This is a genomic window from Microbacterium sp. 10L49, from assembly GCF_056395125.1.
The window spans coordinates 22,084-34,443 of record NZ_JBFTIW010000005.1; the positions used below are offsets into that span (position 1 = coordinate 22,084).

Consider the following 12,360-nt stretch of genomic DNA (forward strand, 5'->3'; position numbering starts at 1 on the left):
TCTCCACCCGCCCCGCATCCGCATCCCGAGGAGGATCCGATGACCGACACCCCTGCCCCGCTGTACTTCGACTGCGACACCGGCATCGACGACTCGCTCGCCCTGGCGTATCTGCTGGCGTCGCCCGAGATCGCGCTCCGCGGCATCGGCACGGTCAGCGGCAACACCACCGCCGCGCAGGCGGCGCGCAACACCCTGGGCCTGCTCGCCCTCGCCGAGCGCGACGATGTTCCGGTGGCTGTGGGGCGGCACGACTTCCTCACCCACGAGTACGACGGCGGGGCGCCGCACGTACACGGCGACGACGGCGTCGGCGGAGTGGCCCTGCCCGAACCCGCCCGCGCAGTCGAGGACGTCACGGCGGCGGAGCTGCTCATCCGGCTCTCGCACGAACACGCCGGATCCCTGGAGGTGCTCGCGGTCGGCCCGCTGACCAACCTCGCCGCCGCCCTCGAGCAGGATCCGACCCTTCCCTCCCGTGTTGCCCGGGTCACGCTCATGGGCGGGGCGGCGCTCGTACCGGGCAACATCACCGCGGTCGCCGAGGCGAACATCGGCAACGATCCCGAGGCCGCCGACACGGTGTTCGCTGCGGGCTGGCCGGTCGTGGTCGTGCCGCTGGACGTGACCATGGAGAACGTGTTCGAGGAGTCGCACCGCGAGCAGCTCGCCGCATCCGGATCCCCCGTCGCGCGCGCCGTCGCCGCGATGCTCGACTTCTACATGGAGTTCTACCGCGCGACCTACGGCCGCCGGTGCAGCGCCCTGCATGACCCGCTTGCTGCGGCGATCGCGGTCGGCCGCGTGCTCCCCACGGTCGCGCCCGCGGTTCCCGCCGTGGTCGACACGACCGGCGGCCCCGGCCGCGGTCAGACCGTGTTCGACCTGCGCGGCCAGCGCCAGGGCGTCCGCGACCACGACGGCGCGACCGTGCGCGTGGTGCTCGGCACCGACGCTCCGCTCGCGGACCACCTGGCGCAGCGCGTCGCTGGGGCCTGACGCCGAGAAGTCATGCGAAGAGGTCCGGTTCCCCTCCCGGGATCCGGACCTCTTCTGCGTGCGCCGGGCTTACAGCTGGCGCGCCTTCTTCAGCGCCTTCTCGTCGACGGGCGCCTCGCCCGAGGCCTTGAGCTCGGCGTAGTACGCGCGGGCCTCGTCCTGGCGGATCTGCTCAGCGCCGGAGGCGAGGGGGGCGCGCAGGTGCTCGGGCTCGTAGCCGAACGCGTTCACCAGGTCGAGCGCGTGCGGACGCAGGCGTGCGCAGAGCCGGTCGATGTAGCGGGAGACCGAGGCCGCGCGCTGTGCTGAGAGGCGGCCGTTGATGAGGTACCAGGCGAGGTGCTTCTCGACGAGCTGCAGGCCGAACAGGTCACGCAGCCAGGTGAGCACCGCCTTGCTGTCCTCATCCTCGATGCGGCCCAGAGCGTCGGTGAACGCCTCCCACTGCAGCAGCTCGCCGTGCGCCCTGGCCGCCTCGATGAGCTCTGCCTGGTTCTCGTTGAACAGCTTCTCGCCGAGCACCTTGTCCTTGCCGGCCGCACGCAGACGCCCGGCGATGTCGGCGACCATCTGCTGCACGCGGTCGGTGAGCAGCTCGTGCTGCTGCTCGGCGCGCAGGCCGTTCTCGACCGAGCGGGCCGTGGATCCGAGATCCGCGACGGCCTGCCCGAACTGGCGGAGCCCCGCGCCGTGGAACACCCGGCCCGCGGTCTGGCCGACGGCGTACTTCGCGAGCGTCTTGGCGTCGGCGCCCTTGAACTGCCGGGCGAAGTCGGTGAGCAGGCGCTTGCCGACGAGCTGCAGCAGGATGTTGTTGTCGCCCTCGAAGGTGACGTAGATGTCGAGGTCGGCGCGCAGCCCCACGAAGCGGTTCTCGAACATGAAGCCGGCGCCGCCGCAGGCCTCGCGGCATTCCTGCAGGGTGTCCAGGGCGTGCCAGGTCGACAGCGGCTTGAGCGCCGCGGCCAGGGTCTCCAGGTCCTCGCGGTCCTGCGGGGTGTCGGTGCGCCCGGAGAAGACCCCGTCGAACTTCTGCAGGAACTCGTCGTGCGCGAACAGCTGCGCGTAGGTGGTCGCGAGGCGCGGCAGCAGGCGGCGCTGGTGCTTGCCGTAGTCGAGCAGCGTGGTCTCCTCGCCGCTGGCGCCGTTGAACTGGCGGCGCTGGGTGGCGTAGGTGATCGCGATGTCCAGGCCGAGCGCCGAGGCCCACGAAGCGGCGCCGTCGAGCGAGACGCGGCCCTGCACCAGTGTGCCGAGCATCGTGAAGAAGCGGCGGCCGGGGCTGTCGATGGCGCTGGAGTAGGTGCCGTCGGCCGCGACGTCGCCGTAGCGGTTCAGCAGGTTGGTGCGCGGGATCCGCACGTGGTCGAAGCTGAGCCGGCCGTTGTCGATGCCGTTCAGGCCGCCCTTGAGGCCGTCGTCCTCGCGGCCGATGCCGGGCAGATCCACTCCATCCTCGCCGCGCAGCGGCACGTAGAAGCAGTGCACGCCATGGTTCACGCCGTTCGTGATCAGCTGTGCGAACACGGTCGCGGCGATGCCGTGCAGCGCCGCGTTGCCGAGGAACTCCTTGGTCGCCGCACGGAACGGCGTGTTGATCACGAATTCCTCAGTCGCCGGGTCGTAGGTCGCCGTGGTGCCGATCGAGGCGACGTCGGATCCGTGCCCGATCTCGGTCATCGCGAAGGCGCCAGGGATCTCGAGGCTCATGATGCCCGGGAGCCACGCGTCGTGGTGCTCGGCGGTGCCGAGCTGCAGCACCGCGGATCCGAACAGGCCCCACTGCACACCCGACTTGATCTGCAGGCTGGGGTCGGCGGACACCAGCTCCTCGAACCCGGCGATGTTGCCGCCGTTGTTCTCCTCGCCGCCGAGGCGCTTCGGGAAGGCGCGGTGCACGGCCTTGTTCTGCACCAGGAGGTGCATCTGGCTCAGCACACGCTCGCGGTGCTCGTCCTTGCCGAGCGAGTCATCGCGCCAGAACGCGGGGTCCTTGATCATCTCGCGCGCTTCGCGGCGGGTGTCCGCCCAGGTGCCCAGCAGCAGGTCGCCGACCGCGTCGACGTCGATGCGCGACGTGGAGTCGTCCGAGCTGTTGTCAGCGCTGTTCGCGGCGTTCGTCCGAAGGGCGGCGTCGACCATGAGGATCCTCTCGTGAGGTTTCGGGGATGTCTTCATGGTAGGTCTGGCACAATGTGGGGCGAAGGCGGCTGTGGACTTCTGCTAACAGATGCCGCCGACGAGGATCCAGGCGGTTGTGGCGACTCCACAGGTCACGACCCGCCGACGCCGTTCCCGGCGGATCGGCGGTCAGCGGATCAGCCGGTAGCCGCGAGCCGCGTCAAAGCCGTGGATCTCCCGCGTGTCGAGCGCGGCCATGAACTCGAGCACCTCCGCGGTGACGATCTGGCCCGGCACGAGCACGGGGAATCCGGGAGGGTACGGCGTCACGAAGCCCGCCGAGACCGGCTGCTCCCCTCGCGCGACCCGTTCGCGCAGATCGTCGGGCGTCGCGTACTCGATCAGACCGCGCCGCTGCCCGTCGTAGAACGCGCCGCGCAGATCGCCGTCCGGCAGGCCCGAGGGGTGCGCATAGGCCGGCGCGAACGCGCTGAAGTCCGGCAGCGGCGGCATCGGATCGTCCTCGGCGCGAACTTCGGGAAGGCCTTGCGTCGCACGATCTCGCTCGAACCGCTCGGCGAGCTTCACCAGAACTTCGATCAGGTAGGCGATCGCGCTGCGGGAGGTGCCGATGTTCGTCATGAACAGCACCGTGTTGCGGCTCGTCTTGTTGACCTGGATCCCGTACTGATCCATGAGGTGCGTGTGCTTGAAGGTGTCGCCGTCGACGCCCGTGCGCGAGATCTCGATCGTGACCCGGCTGGGGTCGATCACGAACTCGTCATCGCGCCAGGCCCGCCACATCGCGGCGAGACCGTCGCGCAGCGGCATCGGCCGGGTGGTGCGACGGTGCTCCGGCGGGATCAGATCGCGCATCGTGAGCACGCGGAAGGTGCGACGCAGCAGCGGGTGCCGAGCGACGGACTGGGCGAGGCTGGTCGCGAGGTCGAGCTGGCGCTGCACGAGCTCGAAGCCCTCGAGCTCGACCTGGCGTCGGCCGAGGTCGAGCGAGGCGAGGATCTGGTAGTTCGGCGAGGTCGAGGTGTGCGTCATGAACGCCTCGTGGAAGGCGTACTCCGCTTCGAGCGCCCAGTCCTGGTCGTAGACGTGGATCATGGATCCCTGGCGGAGCGCGGTCAGCGTCTTGTGCGTCGACTGGGTCGCGTAGACCCTGATCCGCGCGTCGGGCGAGGGGATCAGCTCCTCCCGCATCCACGCCTCGTCGTCCTGCGGTTCGCCGGTCTCCGCGTCGAACAGCCGCGCACGCTGCGCGCGGTACGCCGCCGCGTGCGCGGTCGAGCGCAGCCGCTCTTCGAGGCGCTTGGCCGAGGCCATCGCCGTGCGCTGCCGGGTCACCGGGTGGAACGCCGCGAACGCGAACCACGCCTCGTCCCACAGGAACACCAGGTCGGGCTTGATCGCGAGGCACTCCGACATCACCCGAGCCGGGTCGTACACGATGCCGTCGAACGTGCAGTTCGTCAGTGTGATCATGTGCACCTCGTGCAGCCGGCCTGCAGCACGGTAGTCGAGGAGCAGCCGCTTGATCCGCTCCAGCGGCACCGCACCGTAGAACGCGAAGTCGTCGAGGGGATACGCCTCGAGATACGCGGTGCGTCCGCCGGTCAGCATGAGCGCATGGTGGTGCGACTTGTGGCAGTTGCGGTCGACGAGCACCACGTCGTCCGGCTCCACCAGCGCCTGGTGCACGATCTTGTTCGCCGTGGACGTGCCGTTGGTGACGAGGAAGGTGCGCTGCGCCCCGAACGCCCGCGCCGCCAGATCCTGCGCCTTCTTGATCGCGCCGGTCGGTGCGAGCAGCGAGTCCAATCCTCCGGATGTCGCCGAGGTCTCGGCGAGCAGGAGATTCATGCCGTAGAAGTCGGCGAGATCACGGATCCACTTCGAGGTGACGACGGATCCGCCTCGTCCCACCGGCAGGGCGTGGAACACCCCGACCGGGCGGCGGGCGTGGTTCTGGATCGCCGCGAAGAACGGCGCGTCGTAGAGGTGCGAGACCCGGCGCAGCAGCGACAGATGCAGCTCGAGCTGATCCTCGCGCCGGAACACCCGGCGGAACCGATGCGTGAGAGCTCCCGCCAGATCCTCGATGTGCGCGCCGGCGACCAGGTACAGATCGACCTCCGGCCGCAGGGCGTGCAGCGTGTCGGCGAGACGCAGCACCCGCTGCACCGAGGGGATCGAGCTGCGCGCCGCGGCGGGCGCGATCGCCGCCTGCTCGTGCGCGAGCGCGATCGTCTCCTGAAGGTCACCGCTGAGCACCTGGTGGCTGCGATCGCTGAACCCCGGCCGCACGATGCAGGCGAGGATGTTCGGGTTCGTGAGCAGCGCCGCGATCGCGTCGTCCGCCGACGGCACGATCACGAAGTCGTAGATGAAGTCGTCCGCATCGGTGCGCAGTCGTCGCCCCTCGGACAGGATCGCGTCACGATCCGCCGGGGTGGTCTCGTCGATGAGCAGCACCTCGAACCGCGTGCGCGGATCGGCATCGTCCTGCTGCTCGGCGAGATCGGCCTCGTCGAGCACCGGATCGGTCCCGCCCGGCACGGACGTGCCGCGCAGGCGATGCACCACCCGCCCGATGCGCTCCAGGGCGGTGGCCGCGTCGCCCTGCTCGATCAGCTCCCGGATGTGTCGCACGTAGCGCTGCCCGAAACCGGCCCAGTACAGCTCGATCGTCTCGAGCGCCCGCAGCGAGCGCCGGATCTCGTCGCGGTTGGCGACGGCGTCACGGGCGTCGGATTCGACCGCGAGGCGCTTGACCGCGAAGCGCAGGAACTCCCAGGCGTCGCTGCGCAGCCGCCAGGTGCTCGCCGGCATGCCTGGTGCGTGCGCGGTGTCGATCGTGCTGGTCATCGGCGGATTCCCTTCCGGCGGGAGCGCCGAGGGCGGCGCGGGCAACGGCGGCCCGGATCGCTGAGGTCGTCTTCGAACCGGCTGCTGGGGTCCCGCCGGGATGCGGCGAGCCGTCGCGATCGGCGACGACCGCGACGTGTGGTGCGGGCAGGATCCGTGGTGCGGGCCCTGCCGGACTCCCATCGTGCCACTCCGCAAGCGGATCCGATCGCCCCGTGTCGAGCCGCTCGTCTGGGATCCGAGATGGTCGGTGCAGCGGCGGCCGGCGGTGAGGATCAGCCCTCGGCCGCGATGACCTCGAGCACGGCCTCGCCGTATGCTTCGCGCTTCTTCTCGCCGATACCGCTGATGCCGACCAGATCCGCGGCCTTCGCGGGGCGGTGCTCGGCGAGCGCGCGCAGCGTGGCGTCGCCGAACACGACGTACGCGGGCACGCCCTGCTCGCGAGCGGTCTGCGCCCGCCATGCGCGCAGCGCCTCGAACAAGTCGCGGTCGCCCTCGGCGAGCGCCTCCGCGGCGCTCCTCTTCGCGGAGCGCCCGCCCCCGGAGGACCCGGCACGGGTGACCACGTCGTGGCGCAGCTTCACCGGCGTCGTCCCGGCCAGTACCCCGCCGCTCGCCTCGTTGACCGCGAGCGTGCCGTACTCACCCTGCGCCTGCATGAGGCCCTGCGCGAGAAGCTGCCGCACGACGGAGCGCCACTGCGCATCGGCGAGATCGGATCCGATCCCGTAGGTGGCGAGCTCGTCGTGCCGGAACTTGCGGACCTTCTCCGTGGAGGCGCCCCGGAGGATATCGATGAGATGCCCGGCGCCGAACGACTGGCGGCGCTCGCGCTGCAGTCGCACGATCGTGGAGAGCAGCTTCTGCGCGGGGACGAGCCCGTCCCAGCTGTCGGGTGGGGTGAGGCAGGTGTCGCAGTTGCCGCACGGCCCGGAGTCCTGCCCGAAGTAGCCGAGCAGGTTCTGCCGCCGGCAGTCGACGGTCTCGCACAGCGCGAGCATCGCGTCGAGGTGCTGGTTCTGCCGCTGCTTGATCGCGCGGTCGCCCTCGCCCTGCTGGATGAAGCGGCGCTGCTGCACCACGTCGCCGAGGCCGTAGGCCATCCACGCGACCGAGGGCTCGCCGTCGCGGCCGGCGCGACCGGTCTCCTGGTAGTAGCCCTCGACGGACTTGGGCAGGTCGACGTGCGCGACGAAGCGCACGTCGGGCTTGTCGATGCCCATGCCGAACGCGATCGTGGCGACGACGATCACGCCGTCCTCGCGGAGGAACCGGGACTGGTGCGCCGCGCGTGTGCCGGCGTCGAGACCTGCGTGGTACGGGATCGCGTCCAGGCCCTGCGCGCTGAGGTACTCGGCCGTCTGCTCGACCGAGGAGCGGCTGAGCGCGTAGACGATGCCGGCGGATCCCTCGGGCTGCGTGCGGATGAACGAGACCAGCTGCTTGCGGACGTCGACCTTGGGCTCGATCCGGTACTGGATGTTGGGTCGGTCGAAACTCGCGACGAAGTGCTTCGCCTGCGGCAGGTGCAGCCGCTCGGTGATCTCGCGGTGCGTCTCACGGGTGGCGGTGGCCGTGAGTGCGATGCGGGGAACGCCCGGGAAGCGCTCGGCGAGCCCGCCGAGGGCGAGGTAGTCCGGCCGGAAGTCGTGCCCCCACTGCGACACGCAATGCGCCTCGTCGATCGCGATGACGCTGAGGGATCCGCGCTGCAGGAGCCCCAGGGTCTGCGCGTTCGAGAGCCGCTCGGGCGCGACGTAGACGAGGTCGAGGTCGCCTGCCAGATACGCGCGCTCGACCTCTGCCCGCTCGGCCGCCGTCTGCGTCGAGTTCAGGTACGCGGCGCGCACGCCGTTGGCGCGCAGGGCGTCGACCTGGTCGTGCATGAGCGCGATGAGCGGACTGACCACGAGGCCCGTGCCCTCGCGGACGAGCGCGGGGATCTGGTAGCAGAGGCTCTTGCCACCGCCGGTGGGCATGAGCACCACGGCGTCGCCGCCGCCGACGACCTGGTCGATGATCGCGGCCTGGTCTCCGCGGAACGCGTCGTAGCCGTAGACCGCGGTGAGCGCGGCCAGAGCCGTGGCGTACCGGCTCGGCGCCGGCGTCGCCGGTCGCTGAGCCTGTCGAACAGCAGCGGGCGCGGGAAAGCTCCCCTGCGGAACGGCGCCCGGCGTTCCCGCCCAATCGCCCTCCTCGGGCGGGGGCGCCGCATCCCAGGGTTCGTCGCTGAACGGCATGTCGGCGTAGGGGTCATCCAGGGGCGCATCGGACCACGGCAGATCCGCATAGGGGTCGCGCGGATCGTTCTGGGGCATGCAACCAGCGTAACGAGCGGTGCCGACACCGGAGGCCGCTGTCCACAGGTCTCGCCCGGCCCCCACTGCGCCCGCCCCCGGGTTCCAGCCCGCCCTGCCCTCAACTCGAAAGGATGAATGCAATTCCGCAGGATCCGGATCCGCGATTCTTCCTGTCGAGATGCATTTATCCTTCGAAATTGCGAGCTGGTGGCGCTGGACGACGACTCCGCCCGCCCCGGGTGTCTCAGTCCGGGCATATGTTGGACGCACGACACCGCACGAAGGAGCACGATGCCCGAGATCGCCGTGAGCTTGAACGAGGCCGAGTCGCGCTACGAGATCACCAGCGACGGCGCACTCGCCGGGTTCGCCGAGTTCCAGCGGCGCCCGGGGATGATCCTGTTCATCCACACCGAGGTGGATCCGGAGTTCCAGGGTCAGGGCCTCGCCGCGCAGCTCGCCGCGGGCGCGCTGGCCGACGCGGTGGCCACGGGCGACACGATCGTGCCGTACTGCCCCTACATCAACAAGTACCTCCGCACGCACGAGGTCCCTGGCGCGAAGGTGCGATTCCCGACGGCCCCGGACGGATCCGCATGAGCCTGCACGGGCCGCGCGCAGCGGTGCTCGAGGCGCGCGAGGTTCCGCTCGGTGGCGTGCGTGCGATGAACGTGCTGCGTGTGCTGCCCAGCAAAGATGTACCGACGATCGGCGCCTGGTGCTTCCTCGACCGGTTCGGCCCCGCCGAGGTGCGCATGCGTGTGGAACCGCATCCGCACATCGGCCTGCAGACCGTGACCTGGCCGCTCGTCGGCGAGATCCGGCACCGCGACACGATCGACAGCGATGTCGTGCTGCGCCGCGGGCAGCTCAATCTCATGACGGCCGGGCACGGCATCGCGCATTCGGAGTACTCGGTGGGCGAGGAGGCCGGCCCGCTCGACGCGCTGCAGCTCTGGGTGGTGCTGCCCGACGGCGCCGCCACCGGTGCGCCCGGCTTCGAACAGCACCTGTCGCTGCCGGGTCTGACGCTTCCCGCCGAGACCGGATCCGACGCCGACGTCACCGTGGTGATGGGCTCCTATGCAGGCGTCGACTCCCCCGCGACGGCCTATACGCCGATCGTGGGCGCGGAGATCCGCCTCGAGCGCGGCACATCCGTCGTGCTGCCGTTCGATCCGGCCTGGGAGCACGGTCTGCTGCTCGTCGAGGGCGACGCCCGTGTCTCCGGATCCGACCTGGCCGAGACCGCGCTCTCCACGGACGACGTGCTGTTCCTCGGCGACTCCCGCGAGGACGTCACCGTGTCGAGCGAGAGCGGGGCGCTGCTCTTCCTCCTCGGCGGCGAGCCCTTCGAACAGGACCTCGTGATGTGGTGGAACTTCGCCGCCCGCAGCCACGAGGAGATCGCGCAGGCGCGCGAGGACTGGGAAGCCGGATCCGACCGGTTCGGTCACGTCGCCGGTCACGGCGACGAGCGGGTGCCTGCTCCGCCGATCCCGCCCGTGCACCTCATGCCACGGCGCCGGAGGATCTGACCGGGGATCGCTCCCGACCGATCCGCCCGGGAGCGCCGGTACGCTGGACGGGTGCCCGCCCGCTCCCCGCTGCCCACGCGGATCCTGCTCGTCTGCGCCGCCATCGGGGTCGCCACGGGCCTGCTCGGCGCCGCCGCCGGCTGGGTGACGATCCCCGTGATCGCCGGCGCGCCGTTCGCCTACGGCCTGGTGCTGGGCTCGCATGTGCTGCCGGGGATCATCGCGCAGGAGGTGCTGCGCCGCCCACTGGTCGCGCTGCTCACGCACGTGCTCGCGGCTCTCGTCGCGAGCGCGTTCAACCCCATCTGGTTCCCGCGCTTCCTCGGCACCGCGCTGCTGTTCGGCCTCATCCAGGAGGGCGTCGCCGCCCTCACGCGCTATCGCGCCTGGGGCGCGTGGCGGTTCTTCGTCTCGGCGGCGATCATCGGCGTGATCATCGCGGTGGTGGTGTTCTTCGCCGTCGACCTGGAGAAGCTGCCCCTCTGGGCGCGGATCGTCTACCTTCCTCTGGCAGTGCTCGGTCCGATCGCCTGGACCGCGGTCGGCCTGCGCATCGGCATCTCGCTGCGTCGCGCCGGCGTCGCCCCGCACTGAGCGCGCCCCCTCGCGAGCGCCCCCGCACGGCGTCGACCTTTCGCCGACGTCGCTGGCCGACGCCCTGCACCCCGAGGGTTCCAGCCCCACTAGGTTAGGCTTGCCTAAGCAGCCCTTCCCGAACGGAACCCCATGCCCTCCGCCCCGCTTCTGCGCGTGCGCGATCTCACGGTCACGCATCGCGGCGCGGGCGATCCCGCGGTCCGCGACGTCTCGTTCGATGTGAACGCCGGCGAGGTCGTACTCCTCCTGGGCCCGTCCGGATCCGGCAAGTCCACGCTCGCGCTCGCGCTCGGCGGGCTGATCCCGCACTCGCTCGACGCCGAGATCACCGGCACCGTCGCGGTCCGCGGCCATGAGACCGCCACCACGCCCGTCGCAGAGCTGAGCCGGGATGTCAGCACCGTGTTCCAGGATCCGGATGCGCAGATCGTCACCGGATCCGTCCTGGACGAAACGGCGTTCGCGCTCGAGAATCTGTGCCTGCCCGTGGACGAGGTGCTGGAACGCACCGAGCACGCCCTCCGCCGCATGGGTCTGTGGGAGCGCCGCGACGAGAATCCCGACCGTCTGTCCGGCGGAGGGAAGCAGCGTCTGGCGATCGCCGCCGCACTCGCGACGTCCGCCCCGGTGCTCATCCTGGACGAGCCCACGGCGAACCTCGACCCGTCCGGCACCGCCGAGGTGCATGCGGCGCTTGCGAGCCTCGCCGGGCCGACGCGCGCGATCGTCCTCGTCGAGCACGACCTCGACGCGGAGTGGTTCCTGAGCCCGCGGAGCACGGTCGAGGCCGGCTTCGCGACGCGCGCCATCGTGCTCGACGACGACGGAAGGGTCGCCTTCGACGGCCCCGCCGCGGAGGTGCTGCGCGACCACGCCGACGAGCTGATCGCCCTCGGGGTGCGCCTGCCGACGGCCGCCCTCGCCGCGCGGCGGCTGAACGACCGACTGCCGTCGCTCAGGGTGGATCCGATCGCCCCGCTTCCGCTCACAGCGACGGAGCTCGCGGGCGCCCTTCGCGGCGTGGGTGTGGACGCATCGCTGTTCGAAACTCAGTCGATTCGGGCCGCTGGCGCCCTCTTCGACGCGGAACCGACCGAATCGACTGAGTTTCGTCCGGCTGATGCGCCGAAGCCGGTCATCGCCGTGCGCGGCCTGGACGTCGTCCGCAGGCGAACGCCGATCCTGCGTGGGATCGACCTCGACATCGCGCCCGCGTCGATCACGGCGGTGATCGGGCCGAACGGCGCGGGCAAGACGACGCTCGTGCAGGCGCTGGCCGGAGTGGTGCCACCGCCGCGCGGGACCGTCCGGCTCCTGGGTATCGACCCGGCGACCGCGTCACCACGCACGCTGGCCGCGCACGTCGGCTTCGTATTCCAGAACCCGGAGCACCAGTTCATCGCGCACACGGTGTTCGACGAGCTGGCGCACGGCCTTCGGCTGCGCCGTACCCCACCCGCGGAGATCGCCGAGCGCATCGGGGCGATGCTCGATCGGTTCGGCCTCGCAGACAAGGCCGCCACGCACCCGTACCTGCTCTCGGGCGGCGAGAAGCGCCGGCTCTCGGTGGGAACCGCGCTCATCACGCGCCCCCGCATCCTCGTGCTCGACGAGCCGACGTTCGGACAGGATCTGCGCCGCACCGACGAGCTGCTCGCTCTGTTCCGAGAGCTGCGCGCCGACGGCACGACGATCGTGCTCGTGACGCACGACCTCGACCTGGTGGTGCGGCACACGACCCATACGGTGCTCGTCGAAGACGGTGCGGTCGCCGCCGCCGGCCCCACCCCGGCGCTCGTGCGCGATGGCCTGATCCCGCTCCCGACGGCGTACGCGGCGGTCCCGCCAGCGCTGCGCGGACTGCTCAACGACGAGCGCGCTGTCTCATCGGTCGTGGCCGACGAGACCGGCACTGCCTCGCGCCC

7 protein-coding genes and 1 pseudogene are annotated in these 12,360 nt (G+C 70.8%); 5 read left to right on the forward strand and 3 right to left on the reverse strand.

Annotation, left to right across the window (positions count from 1 at the left end):
* The first annotated feature begins 39 nt into the window (after nucleotides 1–39).
* Nucleotides 40–999 carry a nucleoside hydrolase gene (locus AC1DCT_RS17640; RefSeq protein ID WP_441977326.1) on the forward strand — a complete coding sequence of 320 codons (960 nt, stop codon included), beginning with the start codon at nucleotides 40–42 and terminating at the stop codon, nucleotides 997–999.
* 69 nt (nucleotides 1,000–1,068) lie between these two features.
* Here the strand turns inward: AC1DCT_RS17640 and AC1DCT_RS17645 are convergent, their stop codons facing one another.
* From AC1DCT_RS17645 to recQ, 3 genes are all read right to left on the reverse strand, one after another.
* On the reverse strand, nucleotides 1,069–3,141 hold the full coding sequence (locus AC1DCT_RS17645) for an acyl-CoA dehydrogenase family protein (RefSeq protein ID WP_441977327.1): 2,073 nt from the start codon (nucleotides 3,139–3,141) through the stop codon (nucleotides 1,069–1,071).
* A gap of 168 nt (nucleotides 3,142–3,309) precedes the next feature.
* Nucleotides 3,310–5,997 carry an aminotransferase class I/II-fold pyridoxal phosphate-dependent enzyme gene (locus tag AC1DCT_RS17650; RefSeq protein ID WP_477430526.1) on the reverse strand — a complete coding sequence of 896 codons (2,688 nt, stop codon included), beginning with the start codon at nucleotides 5,995–5,997 and terminating at the stop codon, nucleotides 3,310–3,312.
* A 275-nt stretch (nucleotides 5,998–6,272) separates the two neighbouring features.
* Nucleotides 6,273–8,318, reverse strand: coding sequence for a DNA helicase RecQ (gene recQ, locus AC1DCT_RS17655; protein ID WP_441977329.1), 2,046 nt, complete (start codon nucleotides 8,316–8,318; stop codon nucleotides 6,273–6,275).
* Between the two features lie 273 nt (nucleotides 8,319–8,591).
* Here recQ and AC1DCT_RS17660 point away from each other — a divergent pair, with 273 nt between their 5' ends.
* From AC1DCT_RS17660 to AC1DCT_RS17675, 4 genes and pseudogenes are all read left to right on the forward strand, one after another.
* The gene (locus tag AC1DCT_RS17660; RefSeq protein ID WP_441977330.1) at nucleotides 8,592–8,900 is read left to right on the forward strand and encodes a GNAT family N-acetyltransferase; all 309 of its coding nucleotides are present in this window, start codon (nucleotides 8,592–8,594) and stop codon (nucleotides 8,898–8,900) included.
* Nucleotides 8,897–9,838, forward strand: coding sequence for a pirin family protein (locus AC1DCT_RS17665; protein WP_440733145.1), 942 nt, complete (start codon nucleotides 8,897–8,899; stop codon nucleotides 9,836–9,838). The genes AC1DCT_RS17660 and AC1DCT_RS17665 overlap by 4 nt, the downstream gene beginning before the upstream one ends.
* Before the next feature lie 51 nt (nucleotides 9,839–9,889).
* Entirely contained in the window at nucleotides 9,890–10,432 is a 543-nt protein-coding gene (locus AC1DCT_RS17670) for an ECF transporter S component (protein WP_441977331.1), read from the forward strand.
* 132 nt (nucleotides 10,433–10,564) lie between these two features.
* Nucleotides 10,565–12,043, forward strand: a pseudogene (locus AC1DCT_RS17675) (ABC transporter ATP-binding protein); the annotation flags it as partial.
* Nucleotides 12,044–12,360 lie beyond the last annotated feature (317 nt).

Coding starts and splice junctions, on each gene's coding strand:
- AC1DCT_RS17640 (WP_441977326.1), top strand. CDS start 40: ATGACCGACACCCCTGCCCCGCTGTACTTCGACTGCGACACCGGCATC.
- AC1DCT_RS17645 (WP_441977327.1), bottom strand. CDS start 3,141: ATGGTCGACGCCGCCCTTCGGACGAACGCCGCGAACAGCGCTGACAAC.
- AC1DCT_RS17650 (WP_477430526.1), bottom strand. CDS start 5,997: ATGACCAGCACGATCGACACCGCGCACGCACCAGGCATGCCGGCGAGC.
- recQ (WP_441977329.1), bottom strand. CDS start 8,318: ATGCCCCAGAACGATCCGCGCGACCCCTATGCGGATCTGCCGTGGTCC.
- AC1DCT_RS17660 (WP_441977330.1), top strand. CDS start 8,592: ATGCCCGAGATCGCCGTGAGCTTGAACGAGGCCGAGTCGCGCTACGAG.
- AC1DCT_RS17665 (WP_440733145.1), top strand. CDS start 8,897: ATGAGCCTGCACGGGCCGCGCGCAGCGGTGCTCGAGGCGCGCGAGGTT.